The sequence below is a fragment of the Nocardia fusca NBRC 14340 genome, assembly GCF_001618425.1.
In the GTDB taxonomy this organism is placed as follows: Bacteria; Actinomycetota; Actinomycetes; order Mycobacteriales; family Mycobacteriaceae; genus Nocardia; species Nocardia fusca.
Map to the genome: position 1 here is coordinate 25,348 of NZ_BDCU01000009.1, position 17,337 is coordinate 42,684.

General features: G+C 66.4%; 22 protein-coding genes and 1 pseudogene. 14 read left to right on the top strand and 9 right to left on the bottom strand.

Going from position 1 to position 17,337, the window contains the following annotated elements; genetic code table 11:
* Window positions 1-15 precede the first annotated feature (15 nt).
* Both NF4_RS03095 and NF4_RS03100 read left to right on the top strand, forming a co-directional pair.
* Window positions 16-1,011, top strand: a complete 996-nt coding sequence (locus NF4_RS03095) for a hypothetical protein (RefSeq protein WP_157119924.1) — start codon at window positions 16-18, stop codon at window positions 1,009-1,011.
* 39 nt (window positions 1,012-1,050) lie between these two features.
* Window positions 1,051-1,677 carry a hypothetical protein gene (locus NF4_RS03100; protein WP_063125782.1) on the top strand — a complete coding sequence of 209 codons (627 nt, stop codon included), beginning with the start codon at window positions 1,051-1,053 and terminating at the stop codon, window positions 1,675-1,677.
* A gap of 251 nt (window positions 1,678-1,928) precedes the next feature.
* Here the strand turns inward: NF4_RS03100 and NF4_RS03105 are convergent, their stop codons facing one another.
* Complete coding sequence (locus NF4_RS03105) at window positions 1,929-2,858, bottom strand: NsdA family TPR-like regulatory protein (RefSeq protein WP_063125783.1); 930 nt, start codon at window positions 2,856-2,858, stop codon at window positions 1,929-1,931.
* Between the two features lie 158 nt (window positions 2,859-3,016).
* Here NF4_RS03105 and NF4_RS03110 point away from each other — a divergent pair, with 158 nt between their 5' ends.
* Complete coding sequence (locus NF4_RS03110) at window positions 3,017-3,325, top strand: hypothetical protein (protein ID WP_063125784.1); 309 nt, start codon at window positions 3,017-3,019, stop codon at window positions 3,323-3,325.
* A gap of 314 nt (window positions 3,326-3,639) precedes the next feature.
* On the opposite strand, the gene NF4_RS03115 is transcribed toward NF4_RS03110, so the two are convergent.
* The 4 genes from NF4_RS03115 to NF4_RS03130 form a co-directional block, all read right to left on the bottom strand.
* Window positions 3,640-4,203, bottom strand: coding sequence for a ribonuclease H family protein (locus NF4_RS03115; RefSeq protein ID WP_063125785.1), 564 nt, complete (start codon window positions 4,201-4,203; stop codon window positions 3,640-3,642).
* Window positions 4,204-4,212: 9 nt separating this feature from the next.
* Entirely contained in the window at window positions 4,213-4,683 is a 471-nt protein-coding gene (locus tag NF4_RS03120) for an SRPBCC family protein (RefSeq protein WP_063125786.1), read from the bottom strand.
* A gap of 367 nt (window positions 4,684-5,050) precedes the next feature.
* Window positions 5,051-5,854 (bottom strand): TIGR03084 family metal-binding protein, encoded by an 804-nt coding sequence (locus NF4_RS03125; RefSeq protein ID WP_063125787.1) that lies wholly within the window; start codon window positions 5,852-5,854, stop codon window positions 5,051-5,053.
* 149 nt (window positions 5,855-6,003) lie between these two features.
* Window positions 6,004-7,359 (bottom strand): DUF445 domain-containing protein, encoded by a 1,356-nt coding sequence (locus tag NF4_RS03130; RefSeq protein ID WP_063125788.1) that lies wholly within the window; start codon window positions 7,357-7,359, stop codon window positions 6,004-6,006.
* Between the two features lie 144 nt (window positions 7,360-7,503).
* Here NF4_RS03130 and NF4_RS03135 point away from each other — a divergent pair, with 144 nt between their 5' ends.
* From NF4_RS03135 to NF4_RS03155, 5 genes are all read left to right on the top strand, one after another.
* Entirely contained in the window at window positions 7,504-8,304 is an 801-nt protein-coding gene (locus NF4_RS03135) for a cyclase family protein (RefSeq protein WP_063125789.1), read from the top strand.
* The gene (locus NF4_RS03140; RefSeq protein WP_063125790.1) at window positions 8,301-9,983 is read left to right on the top strand and encodes a thiamine pyrophosphate-binding protein; all 1,683 of its coding nucleotides are present in this window, start codon (window positions 8,301-8,303) and stop codon (window positions 9,981-9,983) included. Before NF4_RS03135 ends, NF4_RS03140 begins: the two co-directional genes overlap by 4 nt.
* 46 nt (window positions 9,984-10,029) lie before the next feature.
* The gene (locus NF4_RS38420; protein ID WP_198165199.1) at window positions 10,030-10,290 is read left to right on the top strand and encodes a hypothetical protein; all 261 of its coding nucleotides are present in this window, start codon (window positions 10,030-10,032) and stop codon (window positions 10,288-10,290) included.
* A 221-nt stretch (window positions 10,291-10,511) separates the two neighbouring features.
* On the top strand, window positions 10,512-10,781 hold the full coding sequence (locus NF4_RS03150; RefSeq protein WP_063125792.1) for a ParA family protein: 270 nt from the start codon (window positions 10,512-10,514) through the stop codon (window positions 10,779-10,781).
* A gap of 561 nt (window positions 10,782-11,342) precedes the next feature.
* Window positions 11,343-11,645 carry a hypothetical protein gene (locus tag NF4_RS03155; RefSeq protein WP_157119926.1) on the top strand — a complete coding sequence of 101 codons (303 nt, stop codon included), beginning with the start codon at window positions 11,343-11,345 and terminating at the stop codon, window positions 11,643-11,645.
* 27 nt (window positions 11,646-11,672) lie between these two features.
* Here the strand turns inward: NF4_RS03155 and NF4_RS03160 are convergent, their stop codons facing one another.
* From NF4_RS03160 to NF4_RS03170, 3 genes are all read right to left on the bottom strand, one after another.
* Window positions 11,673-11,885: a hypothetical protein gene (locus NF4_RS03160; protein ID WP_063125794.1), complete on the bottom strand. Its 213-nt coding sequence runs from the start codon at window positions 11,883-11,885 to the stop codon at window positions 11,673-11,675.
* Window positions 11,885-12,382 (bottom strand): hypothetical protein, encoded by a 498-nt coding sequence (locus NF4_RS03165; RefSeq protein WP_063125795.1) that lies wholly within the window; start codon window positions 12,380-12,382, stop codon window positions 11,885-11,887. The genes NF4_RS03160 and NF4_RS03165 overlap by 1 nt, the downstream gene beginning before the upstream one ends.
* A gap of 189 nt (window positions 12,383-12,571) precedes the next feature.
* Window positions 12,572-12,931, bottom strand: a complete 360-nt coding sequence (locus NF4_RS03170; RefSeq protein WP_157119928.1) for a hypothetical protein — start codon at window positions 12,929-12,931, stop codon at window positions 12,572-12,574.
* A gap of 258 nt (window positions 12,932-13,189) precedes the next feature.
* Between NF4_RS03170 and NF4_RS39935 the strand changes: the two are divergent.
* From NF4_RS39935 to NF4_RS03195, 6 genes and pseudogenes are all read left to right on the top strand, one after another.
* A pseudogene (locus NF4_RS39935) lies at window positions 13,190-13,381 on the top strand (ImmA/IrrE family metallo-endopeptidase); the annotation flags it as partial.
* Between the two features lie 89 nt (window positions 13,382-13,470).
* Window positions 13,471-13,692 (top strand): hypothetical protein, encoded by a 222-nt coding sequence (locus tag NF4_RS38990; protein WP_063125797.1) that lies wholly within the window; start codon window positions 13,471-13,473, stop codon window positions 13,690-13,692.
* Window positions 13,693-13,821: 129 nt separating this feature from the next.
* A complete protein-coding gene (locus tag NF4_RS03180; RefSeq protein ID WP_063125798.1) occupies window positions 13,822-14,145 on the top strand; it encodes a WXG100 family type VII secretion target in 324 nt (107 codons plus the stop codon).
* A gap of 18 nt (window positions 14,146-14,163) precedes the next feature.
* A complete protein-coding gene (locus NF4_RS03185; protein WP_063125799.1) occupies window positions 14,164-14,499 on the top strand; it encodes a WXG100 family type VII secretion target in 336 nt (111 codons plus the stop codon).
* Entirely contained in the window at window positions 14,496-15,986 is a 1,491-nt protein-coding gene (locus NF4_RS03190) for an ADP-ribosyltransferase family protein (RefSeq protein WP_063125800.1), read from the top strand. The genes NF4_RS03185 and NF4_RS03190 overlap by 4 nt, the downstream gene beginning before the upstream one ends.
* Window positions 15,987-16,038: 52 nt before the next feature.
* Window positions 16,039-16,368 (top strand): hypothetical protein, encoded by a 330-nt coding sequence (locus tag NF4_RS03195; protein ID WP_063125801.1) that lies wholly within the window; start codon window positions 16,039-16,041, stop codon window positions 16,366-16,368.
* Between the two features lie 378 nt (window positions 16,369-16,746).
* Here the strand turns inward: NF4_RS03195 and NF4_RS03200 are convergent, their stop codons facing one another.
* Window positions 16,747-17,334, bottom strand: a complete 588-nt coding sequence (locus NF4_RS03200) for a hypothetical protein (RefSeq protein WP_063125802.1) — start codon at window positions 17,332-17,334, stop codon at window positions 16,747-16,749.
* Window positions 17,335-17,337: the final 3 nt, after the last annotated feature.

Sequence of the window (17,337 nt, forward strand, 5' to 3'; positions counted from 1 at the left end):
GTGTGAACAGTACAGATGTCCTCAGAAAAACCCGTCTCCGACCCCTTGGAGCCGGAAGGCACCGGTGTGCCAGCGGACGCCGCGGCTGAGCACGCCCCTTCCGGTAACGACGAAACCGATGCCGCGCCGAGCAGCGGCGCAGCCGAGAACAAAGCCGATACCGCCGCGGCGGAAACCGGCGCCGCGGACGCCACCGTGCGGTCCGGGAAGGCGGCTTCCCCGGCTTCGACCTCGGAAACCACGAAGTCGGCGTCCGCCGCCGAGGCCGATACGGTCGGCGCCGATACCGCGGGCGACGAGAAGACGGTGGTGATCGGCAAGGCCGGAGCAGCCGACGACGCCACCGTAGTAGTGGACAAGGCCGGAGCCGGCGCGACGGTCGCCGCGAGCGAATCGGAGGCCGCCACCGAGAAGGTCGATATCGGGAAGAAGTCCACCGCCGCCGAGGAGGATGCGGAAGCCGGTGCGAAGCCCGGCGCCGCCGATACCGCGACATCCACCGGCCGCCGCTCGCCGTTCCCGCTGCCCGCCTTGGTCGGCGCCGCGGTGCTGCTGGTGACGGCCCTCGTCGCGGTCGGGGTCTTCTTCTTCCTCGCCGGGAACAAGCAGGACGAGCTGGACCGCCGCGCCGCGGCCACCAAGGCCGCCTGCGATTTCGGGAACAATTTCGCCACCTACACCGGCGACAAGGCCGACGACTACATCCAGCGCCTGGACCGGTCCGCCACCGGTGAGTGGAAGAAGCTGGTCGCGCAGATCGGACCGGACCTGAAGACCCGGTTCGCCGAGTCCAAGGTCAGTTCCACCGCGAACGGCGTGCAGTGCGGTTACGAATCCGGGTCCGGTGACGAGGCGCGGGTGGTGCTGGTCATCGACCAGCAGTTCACCACCGCCAACGTTCCGCAGGAGCAGGGGCCGGGGCAGGTCAAGGTGGCCGCGAATGTCTCCATGCAGAAGGTCGACGGCACCTGGCTGGTCGCCGACTTCGATACGCCGATGATGCAGCAGTAGTTGCAGCCGCGAGACGAACAGACGTTAGGACTCGAAGCTATGGTCAAGAACGAGACCGCGGCACCGGACACCGGCGACAAGTCCGGACTGCTGCCGGTGGTGGCTGCCTTCGTGGCGGGCGTGGTGCTGGTGGCGCTGGTCGCCGCCGGCGTCGTGTACTTCCGGGCGTTCCAGCAGAACCGCGCAGAGCTCGCCGCCCAGGACCAGTCCACCCGCGCCGCATGCGATTTCGCCCGCGCGACCAACACCTATGACTACCAGGGCGACCTGGACGGATTCATGCAGGCCATGAAGGACGGCGCCACCGACGATGTGGTGTCCTCGCTGGAACAGAACTGGGATGTCCTGCGCCAGCTGCTCACCGAATCCAAGGTGAAATCCTGGGTCGACGAGGCGACCTGCGGTTTCCAGTCCGGTGACGAGAAATCCGCGAAGGTGCTCGTCAATATCGGCCTCATGAAGACGAATTCGGTGACCCCCGAACCGAAGCGCCAGGACATCGCGGTGACCGCGAGCCTGGAAAAGGACGGCGACCGCTGGATCGTGAACCAGTGGGAACTGGCCATGCTCGCGGGTATCGGTGGTCAGGGTGGACAGCCCGCACCGGCCGGCCCCGCGCCGGTCGCCCCCGAAGGCGGACAGCCCGCCCCGCAGCCGGGTAACTGATGCGAGGCGCCCGGAAGACCCCGGGCGCCGCCGACTACGAACATATGGCCGACGACTACGCAGCCAACCCTGTCCGGGCTACAGAGGTAGTCGGTCCGGTTGAGATCGGCATGACCGCACTACGGAAGGGCCGCCCCCGCCGGAATGCGCAAGGGCAAGACGCCTGGACAATCGGTGCGGGCTCCCTGAAGCTTTGCGGGCCAACTGGCCTACGGTTGAGGGTGCGCGCGATCGGCGCGCTCGAGATAGGCCTACGCCCGGTCGCCCATGTCCGGGTCTACGCGGCGCAGTGCTGAGGCCAACCACTCCGTACCCCGGTGCTCGCTCGGCATCGCCGCCAGTCCTCGAGATGCCTCCTCAACCGCGGCAGCCTTGTGCCCCAGCATCGACAGGACACCGCCGCGCTGCACGGCTCCAAACCCCTGACTCCACCAGTACATCGACGCAGACGGCTCGTTATTGTCCGCTTCCTCGGCCACAGCGTCGGCGAGCACGAGCGCGTGTTCCGCTTCCCGCTTCGCGCCCTGCGCGGCCAGTAACTCGGCCCGGCGCATCCGCCCGTACGCCCGGATGAGGGGGTGCGCATCGGTTACTGCCAGCGCGGCGTCGGACAATGCGAGAACTTCGCTGTAACCTCCGGCGCTAACGGTCACATAGCCGAGGAAACCCAGACTGTGTGCGAGGCGGTCCGGGTCCCGGGATTCCTCGGCAAGCGCGACCGCCACCCCCAGGGTGCGTCGTGCGGTGGTATCGGCGCCGATCGCGTGCTCGAGCCATCCCCGGTATTGGGTGACCTCCGATGCCAGCGATGTGGCCGCAGCCCGGTCCGTGCTTCCCTCTCGGACGAAACTCTCGGTCATGTTCGCGATGCCCCGCACCGCGGGGAGCACCGTCACCGCTCCGGCCGCATCTTCGATCCGGCGCATGGCCGCCAGCATCACCGCAACCTCGGAGAGCGCGGCGGAGTCCACGCTCGCCGGCCGCCGCACCGCCGCGGTCAGCCGCCCCAGGTCCGCGCCGAGGACGCGCTCGTAGGCCGTGACGACGCCGCCGGGCACCGGCCGTCGGCCGGTTTCTATAAGGGCTAGGTAGGTCTTTCCGTAGTAGGTGCGCTCGGCCATGACGCGTAGCGAGATCCCCGCGGCCTCCCGAGCGGCACGCAACAGTGCACCGGGTTCCATCTGTGCACCATAGCGCGGTTGTGGACAGGTGTGGACGCGAATGTGTCTCGGGTGCAGTTTGATTCGGGCGATGCTCGATTCAGCACCCGGCGAAAGGTGATATCGCGACGCTCGCCCGGAGTGCTCCACACCAACAGCAGGGGACGAAGGGGTGCAGCATGACCGGCGAGTTGCCCAGAGCGATCGGGTTGATCCGCAGAGACATCTACGGCGAAGGGATCGACGTCTACCGTGTCGCCGAGAAGTACGGTTTCCGGATCGTGTGGACGGTGCGCTTGGATACCGGACCGCTCGCGAGTGCGCTGATTCTCTCGGGCGCAGTCATGGAACACGGCGCGGCTGCGGTTGTTGTTCCCTCGTTCGGGCACGCGGACGCGGTACGGCATGCGATCACCGACGTCGCCGCGCTGGTGACTCCGGTCCGCGTCTATCCGCGCGGGCATCGCTGGCCGGTCGTGCAGCTGTGACGGGCCACGACGTCGCCTTGGTCTTGCTCGCTTTTACACTGACCTGGCTGACGATCGCGCTGTTCCGGGCGTGACCGCTCCGAAATTCGCACGTTCGTGGGCACATCTCGGGCACGCCGGAGCGAGGAATATCGGAAACCGAGTGCGACCCCGAGGGCTTCGAATTCGGAATATGTCGAGGTAGAAGCAGGCCACGCAATCCGGGCGCCTCCGGCGGTGGGTCGAGCCACCACCGCCGGAGGCTATTCGGTTGGTATCCGGATCTATCGGTACTACGACGACAACAGCGCGGGCGCTCCGACCCCGGACGGGAATCAGAACAGGTGGAGCGCCTGCGCTGTTGTCGCGTAGTCGGCGGTCGGTACAACCGCCGGTTCCGCAGCCTTCCTCGCTGCTGCGGAGGTTTCGGGGGCGACCCGGGTGACGGTCCGGGTCGCTACGGTCGATGTGGCCGCAGCTTTTCGTGCCGCGGCTCCGGCCAGTGCATCGGCCTGTTCGTTGAAATAGTTACCGACATGCCCACGCACCCAGCGGAACCGCACCGGTCCGGGACGGCCCGCGATGGCATGGTCTATTTCCCGGATGAGCTCGACGTTCTTGACCGCGGACCCGCTCGAGGTGCGCCAGCCGTTGTTGCGCCAGTTCGGCAGCCATTCGGACGCGCATTTGATCGCGTACAGCGAATCGCTTTCGATGAGTAGCGGATCCGATCCGGGGTGGGCCCGGATCGCCTCCAGGACGGCACGTAACTCGGCGATCTGATTGGTACCCGATGCCTCGCCGCCGCTTTCCGCGCCACCCGCGTGGTCCACCCACGCCCAGCCGATCGCTCCGCCGGGGTTGCGCAGACACGATCCGTCGGTACTCACGATGATCATGGGAGTACCCTACGCAAGTCGGCCGACAAGGTCGGTACCGTGGAATTCCTCTATCGCCCTGCGCAATCGTGATTCGCTGCGCCGCAGTGCGCGGCGCAGCAGTGCGGCGCGCGGCCGTTCACGTAGCGCGGCGGCGAATCCCTTGGAAGCGGGAAAGTCGAGTTCGGAGGTCAGTACCGAGCGGCCGCGGCCGAGCGGGTCGAATCGCAGTGTCAGCCGGGCGGTGAAGGGGCCGGTGAGGGTGTAGCCCAGCACCGCGTCCTGACGGTGCTCGGCGACCTCGCAGTGCAGGACGGGACGCCAGGGGCCGAGCCGGTAGCCGATCTCGTACTTCGCTCCGATACCGCGTTCCGGATCGCCGCACCGGGTGATCCCGGCGGCCCCCACCATCCAGTTCGGGATGGTCAGGGGATCGTCGGCATAGGCGAAGGCAACGGTGATCGGCGCCGTTACGTCGCTCGCGTATTTGATGAAGCCCACGGGCCCTCCCTCCACGGCTGCCCGATAAAAGTACTATAACTTTCCGGTTTATTTAAGGCCGATGAGGATTCGATAGCCGTTGGACACCGGCTGTGACGCAGCGCCGAAACGTTCGCCGAGCGTATCAGGACTGGTGAGGGCGGGGCGGCCGGAGAACAAGTGCCCTGAACACTCGAGACGAGCGTCACAGCGGCCTCGCTCGTGCGGGAGCGAGGGTGCCGATCCGTGACCGTTGCCGGGTTTCGGGACCCGCCCCCGGGGGTACCTATCACCAGCCGGCGAGCGCTGTACTCAACTGCCGTGATGATCTATCCGGCCAACGATGTCCGGCTGTCCCGGGAACCTGGTGTGACGCTCGCCGGCGCTGTCAGCCCTTTCCGGCCGGTTCCCGCCCGCTGCCCGGTGGGCCGGCGAAGGCTTGGGCGATGGTCAGCCACCGTGCCGCTTCCGCGCCCGTCGTCCGCAGCGCCAGATCGTCCGGATGCCGGCGCTGGGTCACCAGGAGGCAGAAGTCGAGCGCCGGGCCGGTGACCCGTTCGGGAGCCTCCACCGGTCCCCACGACCACAGCTGACCCGAGGGTGCGCGCAGTTCGACCCGGAACTCCGTAGCGGGTACCGGCAGCTCCCGGACGGTGTAGGCGAAATCCCTGGTGCGCACACCGATATGGGCCACCGAGCGGAGCCGGTCGGTCGGTTCGCGTCGGACCCCGAGCGCGTCCGCGACGTCCTGGCCGTGTGCCCAGGTCTCCATGAGCCGGGCGGTGGCCATCGACCCCGGGCGCATGGGCGGTCCGAACCACGGCACCTTTGCATCCGCAGGGACCGCGCGCAATGCCGCGGCGAGTTCGGCCCGGCCGCGCCGCCAGCGTTCGAGGAGTTCCGATGGTGAGGCGGTGGCGGCTTCGGCGGCGGCCTCGTCGACGAAGGTCGTCACCCGCGCCGCGGCCGCGGTCAGCAGGTCGGTGAAGGCGCGGCCGCCGGTCCGGGCATCGGTGGCGGCCAGCGTGGCGACCTCGTCGGTCCAGGCGAGGTGGCCGATCTGGTGGGCGAGGGTCCAGCCCGCGGCCGGAGTGGGCCGGGCCCAGTCCGACGGCGGCAGCTCGGCGACCAGTGCCTCGAGCTCGGCGCCTTCCGCGGCGAGGTCGCGGAGCAACGCGTCCAGATCGGCCATCGGTTCCCTCATCTCCGTACCGCGCACGTCGGCGCGGAAATCAGCATTCCAGCGGCACGGAAAAAATACAAGCATGCCTGCTTGTATTTGACGGGCTCCGGCTCCGGAAGTTCGCGGCCTGTGCGAGCGGAACGGGTGTCCGCGAGCGACTACCAGCCGAAGATCAGCAGATGGGTGGCGCCGACCAGCAGCCCGAGCGCGGCACCGTGCAGGTAGAGCAGCCAGGCGTCCTGTTCGACCGAGGCGTAGAACATCTCCATGAATTCACCGGGTGTCAGCTGCTGGAGCTTGCGGGCCGCGAACTCGTCGATGTTCTCGGCCTGCTCCCGGATGAAATCGGCATCCTCCACCAGCGAGGGCGCCAGCCCGACCGCCGCGCCCGCCGCCCCGACCTTCAGATTGTCGAACTGCCGCCGCCCGAACGCGGCCCGCACCACCGAGGTGGTGCGGCCGAGCTGGCGGTGGATTTCATCGGAGATGAGCTGTTCGAGCAGCAGCCGGGTCTTGTCGCCGTTGGGGCCGTTGAGCAACTCGTTGGACAGGTTGGGCAGGGTGAGCACCTGGTAGGCGAGGATATGGGCCAGATCGGTGGCCGCCTGCGGCTGCCGTTTCGCCAGCAGCGCCTGTTTCCAGATGTATTTGTAGCGGGGTTGCGGATCGCCGGGGGTGAACACCACCCGCACGGCGATGATGTTCACCACGACACCGATGAGCGCCGAGGCCGCCAGCACGATCACCCAGGACGGAACCCAACCCCACACCGGAATATCGGAGTGGATGTGCAGGTAGAGCGCGAGCAGCAGCCCGAACGGGGCGCCGAGCAGGCCGATGCGGACCATGAACTTCAGTTCCGGCGCCGCGATGGTGGTGGTGAGGTCCTTGAGGATCTGCGGATTCTCCTGCAGATACCGGATCACGAAACCCTTCACGTCGATGAGCTGATCGACATTGTCGCCGAGGGAATCGAACGCCCGGCCGGTGAGCTCGGGCAGTTCCCGTTCCACCCGCTGATAGATCAGTTGCCGCATCGCCCGGGGCACGGCATTCCACAGATCCGGGTTCTCCCGGTTCATCACCTCGTCGACAATGCTCTTGACCTGTTTTCGGGCCAGGGCCGCGACATAGTCGGCGATACCGTCGAGATCCAGTTCGTGGATGAAATCCCGGGGGCTACCGATTCGCAGCAGGGCTTTGTCCACACAGATACTGGCCATCTTCTCGGCGCGTGCCGGAATGAAACCCTGGAAACCCAGCCGGGACCCGTCCTCGGAAAAAGTCGGCAGCACCTGGACCCGCCGCGGCAGATAGGGATACAGCACGTCGAGCCCCGGAATCCGGATACCGCGGAAAAGCAGCGGCCAGAACAGCATCAGCACACCGGTCCAGTTGGTGAGCCAACCGGCCGCCGCGCTGAATATCGGGAAACTGATCAGATCGACGACGAACTTGCTCTGACCCGTGAGTCCTTCCCAATTGATCAACACTCCGGACGAGAGTGTGATCATCGCGCGCTCCCCTTGGGCCGGATCGGGTGTTCGAGATCATCACATTGTCATCGGCCCGTCCCGGGTGTCAATCAGGGCTCACCGGCCCACCGCGGCCCTCGTGTGGGACCGCCGCACCGCGGAAAACCGGAATAGGGTGCCGGCATGAGCAACCCCGAGACCTCGGTACTCCCCGCCTTCCTCGCCGCCCTCGCCGACGGGCGGCTGGAAGTGATCGATCTGACCACACCGCTGAGCAGTTCCACGCCGGCCCTGCGGCTGCCCGAACCGTTCGCCAATCTGATCGATTTCAGTCTCGAGGAGGTCAGCGCCTACAACGAGCCGGGCCCGTTATGGCGGCACAACAACATCCACACCGGGGAACATATCGGCACCCACCTCGATGCCCCGGTGCACTGGGTCACCGGCCGCGACGGTGACGATGTGTCACAGATCCCGGTCCGCCGGCTCATCGGCCCGGCCGCCGTCCTGGACCTGACCGCCGAGGTGGCCGCCGACCCGGACCATCTGCTCACGATCGCCGAGGTGCAGGCGTGGGAGCAGCGGTACGGCCGGTTGACCGAGGGGATGTGGCTGCTGCTGCGCACCGGCTGGGAGGCGCGCGGCGGTTCCGAGGCCGAGTTCCTCAATGCCGACGAGACGGGTTCGCATACGCCGGGGGTGGCGGTCGACTGTGCGCGCTGGCTGGCCACCGAGCGGGGCCTGACCGGGCTCGGGGTGGAAACCGTGGGTGTAGACGCCGGTCTGGCCGGCGGGTTCGACCCGGCGTTCCCGCTGCACCACTACTTCCTCGGCCACGACAAATACGGCCTCACCTCGCTGCGCAATCTCGGCCGGCTCCCCGCGGTGGGCGCGATGCTGGTGGTGTGTCCGCTGCCGATCGTCGGCGGCACCGGCAGCCCGTCGCGGGTGCTCGCGGTGCTCGACCGGGCCGGCGCGGCATGACCGCGCACGGCTCCTCCGGCTACGGTCCGACCGTCGCCGATGTGGTGGGCGGGGTGCTGGCCGATCTCGGCGCCGGGCACTGCTTCGGAGTCGTGGGCAGCGGCAATTTCGTGATGACCAACGCACTCCGCCGCGGTGGTGTGCCGTTCACGGCGGCGCGGCATGAGGGCGGCGCGGCGAGTATGGCCGACGCTTACACGCGGATGTCGGGGCGGGTCGGGGTGCTGTCACTGCACCAGGGCTGTGGGCTGACCAACGCGATGACCGGGATCGGTGAGGCCGCCAAGAGCCGTACCCCGATGATCGTGCTGGCCGCGGACAGTCCGGCGGCGGCACTGCGGTCCAATTTCCGGGTGGACCAGGAAGCTCTGGCGCGCAGTGTGGGCGCGGTGAGTGAGCGGGTGTTCTCGGCGCAGACGGCGGTCGCCGATGTGACGCGGGCCTTCCGGACAGCGGTCGCCCGGCGCCGCACCGTGGTCCTCAATGTGGCGATCGACGTCGCCGCCGCCCCGGCCACCGCGACCGGGCCCGTCGCGGCCGGGGCGCCGTTGTCGCCGGTCCGGCCCGGCGCCGAGGCGGTGGCGCAGTTGGCGGAGGCGCTGCGCGGTGCGCGCAAGCCGGTCTTCGTGGCGGGACGCGGCGCCCGCCACGCCGGATCCCCGATCGCCACCCTGGCGCAGGCCTGCGGTGCGCTGGTGGCCACCTCGGCCGTCGCGAACGGACTCTTCGCCGAAGACGAGTTCTCGCTGGGGATTTCGGGAGGTTTCTCGTCGCCGACCAGCGCCGAGTTGATCGCGGGCGCCGATCTCGTGGTCGGCTGGGGTTGTGCGCTGAACATGTGGACGATGCGGCACGGCCGCCTGATCGGGCCCGGCACCCGGGTGGTGCAGGTCGACGACGATATCGACGCCATCGGCGCGCACCGCCCGGTCGATCTCGGGGTACTCGGCGATTGCGCGGCGACCGCCCGGGACGTACTGGCGGAATTGGGGCGTTCCGGGGCGCGGCAGGTGAGCGGCTACCGCACCGCCGAGGTGGCGGCCCGCATCGCCCGCACGGGTCGCTGGCGAGACGTTCCGGTGGACGACTCGTCCACCGGCGAGCGGGTCGATCCCCGGGCTCTCACGATCGCGCTCGACGAGATCCTGCCGGCGCAGCGGATCGTCTCGATCGACTCGGGGAACTTCATGGGCTACCCCGCCACCCATCTGTCGGTGCCCGACGAGAACGGATTCTGTTTCACCCAGGCGTTCCAGTCGATCGGCCTCGGCCTGGGCACCGCGATCGGTGCGGCCTTCGCCCGGCCCGACCGGCTCCCGGTGCTCGGCACCGGCGACGGCGGGTTCCTCATGGCGATCGCCGAACTGGAAACGGCGGTGCGCTGCGCGATTCCGCTGGTGGTGATCGTCTACAACGACTCCGTCTACGGCGCCGAGGTGCACCATTTCACCGCCGCCGACCACGGCACCGTCACCTTCCCCGAAACCGATATCGCGGCCATGGCCGAAGGGTTCGGCGCTACCGGCGTCACCGTCGGTTCGGTCGCCGATCTCGCCCCGGTACGCGAGTGGGTCGAGCAGTACCGGCGCACGGGCCGGGCCCGGCCGCTGGTACTCGACGCGAAGATCACCAGCGACGGTGGCGCGTGGTGGTTGGCGGAGGCGTTCGTCGGGCACTGAGCCGGAGCAAGACCCAGCAAAACGAGAACGTGTTCTAATAATGCGTGTGACAGTGGAGGGGCATGCCGACCCGGCTTTCGCCGCGGTTCGCGAGGTCTTCGCGGCGAACCTGGCGGCGGGCAGGGATCTCGGGGCCGCGGTGGCAGTGTTCGTCGACGGCCGTGCGGTGGTGGATCTGTGGGGCGGGATCGCGGATCACCGGACCGGCGCTCGGAATTCGGTCGCGCCGGATGGTACGGAGCCGTGCCGCCTGCTGACCGGTGCCGGTGGGGTCTGGGCCGCGTCGGCGGCCGATGGAAATCGGTGAACACATCCAGGAGTTCCCGAACCGGGCCGTGATGTAATGCGGCACCAACTGGTCGCCGAATTCGTGATGTGTCCCCATCGAAATGATGTCTCCTATCAAGATGATGCGGGCACGTCCGAGACATTGAGGTATGGACAAGTACGGGTGCCCATACACGCTCCATACACAAGTAAGACGTGTCTACACCTCGGTATGGGCGCAGTGACCAGTAACGTCCTGCTGTGCGCATCTATGCGGTTGCGAATCAGAAAGGTGGCGTCGGCAAGACAGTCGACACCATCAACTTGAGCGCGACACTGGCCGAGCAGGGTCGCCGCGTGTTTGCCCTGGATTGGGATCCGCAGGGGCATCTGACCGAGGCGATCGGTGCCCGGTCGGCCGAGGCCGAGCAGCCCAGTCCGGCGCGGGCGCTGCTGGGTCAATGGAGTGGCGAAATGGCTGCTCGAATATGGCGCGCGGCCGGCGGACTGGCCTCACGACGTGATCGATGAGGTGACGCAAGTCCTGGTCGAGGCCGCCGCGATCGCGATCCGGCCCCGATGGCCGCCGAAGAGATCACAGAGAAGGCGCCGAGCGATCTGGCCACCGTGGCCGATCAAGAAGCGGAACACCTGATCTCTCGCGGAGGCCAGCCAGCGGACCCTCGGACCCGACCACCCTGACACCCTGACGGTTCAGGCCAAGATCGATCAGGGGGCTCGGGAACATCCACGAGAAAAGTCACGCTAAGCAGTTGCCGCAGATAGCGACCCACTACGGCCCTGGGGGTCGCCGTAGCATTCGCCGAAAATCGGGCGGATATGGGCGTAGCGGTAGTGCCGCCGAATCAGTCCTGTTGCCAGGCTGCACGAGCCGTACCGCGGGTGGTTAGGACGGAGAATCTGGACGTCGTTGATCGGTGAATCCTGACACCGGGTCGGCGACGCTGAAGCCTCTGGTGTCGGCGGAATCTGACGCCGCTTACGAGCGTGTCTCGTCGGCTGGGCGTGCCGACGGAGTATCCGCTCATGCCGGTTTCAGGGCAGTATCCGGGTCCGGGGATGATCGTGCTCATGACCGAGTGGCAACTGCACGTATCCCTAACTGAGCTGCGTAGAACCATCGACCTGCTCATGGATCATGTCGCGGCGGCCACTGATGGCGACACCGTTGATCTGGATCAAGACTATTTCTGGTCCATTGGAGAGGATGAGTTGTACGAGGTCTACAACACTCCGTCCGACCTGACGCTGGGCCAACTCTCGTGGTCGTGGGGACATCTCACGGATCTGCTGTCCGATCCGGATGGAGCCATCGGATACCACCTGGTGTGGCTCTCGGAGGTGCTGCGGGCAATTGGCCACAAGATCCCCTGACCTGCCGCGTCACGCACCGTCGAGCTGTCACCGATGCCGGATGTCAAGCACGTCGGCGACATCAGATTCCGCCAATGACCTGTCGAGTTCGGGTCGCTGCCCCGCAGTCGTGCGGTCGGCCCACACCTGCGTATCGATGGCGACCACCGGATACACGGTGTAGTCGCTGACCTTCGTCTCGGGGAGTACGACACCGTCCCATCCGGCCTGGCGAACTCCGTGGTGGACGTGGTCGGTCATCACGACTCCTCGGCGGTGTCGTCGACGACGGCGCGGGCCCGGTCCGCGTCGTGGAATTTTCCGGTGTAGCGCTCCTGCTCGCCGATCTTGCGCTGGTACCAGTCCAGCGCGCCCTGCTTGGTCATGCCGAGCGCGGCGCCGATGGCGGTCCAGGAGTCTCCCGCTTCTCGGGCGTCCTGCATGAGCTGCCAGCGGGTGCCGGTGAGTTGGTCGACCAGTTTCCGGTTGACCTCCAGTGCCTGGGCTGGGGTGACGGTGGCGTGGTCGGCGATCCCGGCCAGGAATCGTTCGCGGGCTACGGCCGCGCGCTCCGGAACGTCGGCGTAAACCTCTCGGGCGTCGATCCGGGCCACGGTCTCCCGGTTGATGCGGGTGTGGCGGTAGGTGGTCAGGACCGCGAACAGGGTGCGGTTGGTGGTGGTCGGGTCGGCGAGGATGTCGGCGATATCGGTTCCGGCCGGCAGGGTTTCGTGGATAGTGAGTTCGTAGAACGTCATGAGACATGTTTACTTGACGCGACCAGTTTTCTTGACGTTTTCGACAAGAAATCTTACCGAACATCCGGGCGATTTCTGACCGCCGATAAGTGACCCAACTCGGTAGCCGGATCCGGTACGCGGTTACTGAGCAGCGTGGTAAGGGGCGGCATCCGCACGGATGCCGCCCCTTACCATTTGCTTGCCGGGTCAGGCGTGCAGTGTGGTACCTGCGCGACTTGCCCACGGGACCTCGATGGTGTCACCGTCGTTGTAGGTCGAGCCGATCCAGTCGGTGATGGTGTCTTCCGCTTCACGCAAGAGTGATTTCGGTATATCGACTGGTGAGGTCATCTCCAACAGGTAGTAGGCGCGGTCACCGGAGGCCTGGCCGGGATGTTCCCGGGCCCAGTTGAGATGCATCTCGTAATCGGTCTCGGCCTCTTGCTTCAGCACGATCTGAGCCTGACCGAACTCCGTGTACTTCGTCAGCTCAGCCGTGGCGGCTGCTCGAACGGAGTCCGCCTGCACCGCTGTGCAGTACAGCTGGGCAACCAGATAGCTACTCACGCTACTGGATCACTTCCTTTCACTTGATCACATGGCAGTGCCGCTTGTGGCGGCCCGGCGGCATCTGGCTGTCGACGTCCTTCTCGGCCGCTTTCTGGGCGTCGGCGAAGTTGTATGCGCGGCCTTCTCCCACAACCTGCCTCTCGGAATGTCCGTTGGCCGGGGTGCCGTTGACGACCTGGTCACAGCGGACTTTGACGTATGCACTGGAGAATCATGTCCAGTTGCCCGCGATCGACCTGCCCGGGTTCCTGCCCGATGACCCCACCCACCTCGGCGACACCCCGGCCGACGCCGCCCCCCGGCGACCCCGATCAAGAACGCGAAGCCGACGCCTTCGCCGCCGAATTCCTCACCCCCGCCGACCAGATCACCGACCGGCTCCCGCGCCGCTTCGACGTCAAAGTCCTCGAACAGCTCAGCCACGAGTGGGGGGTATCGATCAAATCGCTGGTCTACCGCTCCCGCGAAACCGGCGCCATCTCTGATGCCGTGGCCCGACGCGCCTACCAACGCCTTCACCACCTCTCGAGATCGGCATGCTCGGCGACGACCCCGTCACCCACCACCCCGGCGAGGTCCCCACCCTGCTCACCAAAGCGTTCGAACTCGCCGAAGCCCACGGCAGCCTCACCCTCACCGGCCTCGCCCGAGAACTCCGCTGGCGCCCGAAACGCCTCCGCGAACTCCTGGGCCGGCCTGACCAGCGCCCTGTCCTCCGCCTGATCACCAACGCCGAAACACAGCCGACGCCCGCTTGATCAGTGTCGGCGAGCGCATGCTGGTCCTATGGGTGGAACCGTGGAGATGCTCGCTGCGTCGAAGTATCTATGAGGATCGGTATGTGAGGATCAGTAGCTGTATGACTCGACTTGAGCAGGAGGCCGGTAATGGCGCCCGAACCGGTTACCGCGGATACCGCTGCCATGGCAGACGCCGCCGGATTCCTTCGGCAGATCGCGACCACGGTCGGTGACGGGTTTCGTCGCATGGACGTCGAAATCGATGGCATGTCCTATTGGGGTGGCCCCGCCGCGCAGGCGTTTACTGCGGGATGGCAGGAGGCCAGCGAGGGCGCAGTGACGCTGCTTTCCTCGCTGGAATCCATGGCCAGTCTGTTGGGAGTACAGGGGGAGGAATTCGCCTCGGTTGACGAGACCTTGGCGGCTGATCTGGCCGATTCCGAGCCGCGTCCGAGCTCGCTCAACATCTGACCAGCAGGGGTTTCCGTCATGTCACGGCATCATGTCGACACCGACGCGCTCGACGCGCTCAACGCCCAGCTGCGCGGTTTGCTCGGTTTCACCGATGACCAGCTGGTACAGCTCCAGCAACGGATGAACCGGCTTCACAACGGTGACGGCGCGGCTGGGCCATGGACCGGCGAAACCGCTGACGCCGCCCGCACCGCCATGGATACCTGGAATGCCGGCGCGCAGAAAATGCGCGACGGGCTGGCAAAGATGGAAGCGGCTGGCAAAAACGCTCACGACTCCTACACCAGCACATTCGCTGCGATCCTGGCCCGCCTCGACCGCGGCCCCGCCCCCGACGCTGGTGCGCAGTGACCGTGGTCGACGTCGACACCGACGTCTACAACCAGGCTGCGGCCGCACTACTCGAGGCCGCCGACGAATTCATCGGCTCGGTGGATAAGCACTGGTCGAAGCTGGCCGATACCGGCGAGAACATGACCGGTTCCTACGAGGAGGCCCGCACCTGGGCCGTCGGCTACGACACCAAGGCCAACGACCTGCTCGTGCAGGTAAAACTGATGGCCAACAACGTCAACGGATACGGCAATGTCGTCGCCGAACTGGGCTATCTGCACGCCCTCGGCGACCACAACGCCAACATCAAACCCGGCCCTGCACCGACCCAACCGCCCGTACACCCGTTGAATCTGCTGGTGGGGTGCCGGCCACCGCTGCCCTCGGTCGGTGGGCCCGGTAGTGGGCTGATCGAAGAGGGGATCGGACTACTCGACGAAATCGGGATCACCGTCCCCGACGGCGACACCGACAAGCTGTGGACGGTCGCGGCGATCTGGCGCGATATCGCCGCCGAGCCTGCAGTCGCGGGATTTGCCGACGAAATCAAGCGCATCGCCGGTATGTTCGCGCCGATCACCGCGCCCGAACTCGACCATATCGACGAAGACCTCACGGCCTTGGCGGCCGCGGCCGCCGAGACCGTGGCCGGATTCGGGGCGATGGCCACCACCACCAGCGAACACCATGACGAGCTGGTGGCAATGCGCAAGGAAATCGAAGGGTTCCTACGCCAGTTCATCATCGATTCCGCAGTAGAGGCCGCCGTCACCGCCGGAATCACCGTCGCCGCCTCCTTCGTCACCTTCGGTGCCGCGGCACCGATCGGTGCCGCGATCGGCGGCTCCCGGCTGGCGACTCTGTGCGCCAAGTACGGGGCGAAGATCAAACCGTTCATCACGCTATTCAAATCCCGCGGCCTCGGGCGCGGGTTCAAAGAGGTTCCGGACTTTTCCAGCCACAAGGCGAACATGGACCGGATATGGCAGATGATCAACAAGAAGGCGCCGGGCGGGCGTCGACCCACCGGTACGAACTGGGCGCTGACCCCCGAAGATGTGAAGGTCCTGCAAACGGGGCAGATGCAGACCCGACCTGATGGAACGACATTGAACCAGCTGCTCTTCCGTGGTACACCGCTGTCCCCCGAAGAGCAGCAGCAGGTTCGCGCGCTCAATGAGGCGCTGGCCAAACTCCCCTCGCATGAGGGTCCTGTGGTGCGGCATATGAACCTGTCGCCGGAACAGCTCGCCCGCTACGAACCGGGTAAACCGGTCACCGAAAACGGCTTTACCTCGACCTCACTGAAGCCGGACGGCACCAACTCAGCATTCGCCGACACCCAGAATGTCGAGTTCCAGATCGTGAGCAAGACCGGCAAGCCGGTCGGCGAATACTCCGGACTCGACGACGAAGTGCTGTTCGGCGCTGGGACACCGTTCATGGTGCACAACAAGATCCCCGGCCCAAACGGGACCCTCATCATTCAGATGACCGAAATCTAGGGGAGGCTCGATGTTCGAACGACTTACCGGCCGCAGGAAGAAGAGACGCACAATGTCCGGTGCCGACTATCTCAACAGCGAAGAATATGCTCGTAACCAGGCAGTCTTCGATCAACTCAACGCCGAGAAACGTAACCTCCGTGCCGCGCGGGACGCCGACCCGAACCGCGGCACTATCGACGATATCGACCCCGAGACGCTGCAAAAGCTACGCGCCCGCGCCAACGACATGGCGACCCCGGAAACCGAAGGGTGGTACCAGGACGCGGACCACTGGTACAACGGTGTCGGCGAGATCGTCTACACCCGCGGCGCCGACGGCTGGTACGACACCAGCGGTAATCGGGTCTATGACCTGGTATACAACCGGGTCACTCAGTAGAAGCCACAGCGCGCGGGTCGACGACGCGGATAGCGGCGCAGCTTCTCCTCCTTGAATTCCCGTTGGTCTGGTTTGTCTGCCTGGGGTACACCCCAGATATACAGGTCTCTCGCCCGGCGCGGCCTTGCCTTTCACCGTCACGCAACTCCGCACGGCCCCACACGACGTCGGAATTCGCCGAGGAACGATCTCGGCGCCCGAGCTGGGGCCAGCACAGGGCCAAAGCTTTGATCCAGGCATGGCTCTGCCGCCCGTCGTATGGCCCATAGGGGCGCTACAGATGCGTCGACAGGCCGGGGCGGGCACGCTCACGCAGATCTTGCAGGGCCGCTGGCCTCGGTGTCGGATCAGTGGTCACTGGTGAGCGTGCCCTGTCGGTCACGGTTGAGCTGGCTGGACTTCGCTTGCCTTGCGGTATTTTCCGTGTTGGCCTTCGCCGAGGAGCCATGTCACCGGCATCCCAGGCGTGATGGCTTGTTCGTCGCCCTTGTACTGCCAGAGGGAGAACCACACGTCGCCGGCGTGGCTGGCGATGAGGCCGTCGTAGCTATGGGGCAGCCACCATCGGATGACACCGTCGAGGCTCGGATCGGGATCCTTCGCTTCCTTGACTTGCCCGAAAGAGAGCGTGCCACCTCGCCCCTGCCATCCGTCGAGGGTGGGGAGCAGCGGCTGATCTCCGCCCTCGGGGTCGGCGGGCCATATCTTTCCGCTTCGTGACAGCACGTCGTCGTGGATTTCCCGAGCCAGTCCGTACGCCACACCTCTGGGGGTGCTCTCGCCAGGGGTGCACCCGAGGAGGACGTTCAGGGCCGGGACGGTGAATTCGATCCACCACGCCGGCGGGGAAGGCTGGCGCAGGAGACGCTCGGGAATCGTTTGGTCGATGTGTACTTCGAAGCCGAGAGCCGACTCGATGTCGGCCGCCAGCAGGTCGGCGCCTTGACGCGCTGTCTCCTGGTCCATGGA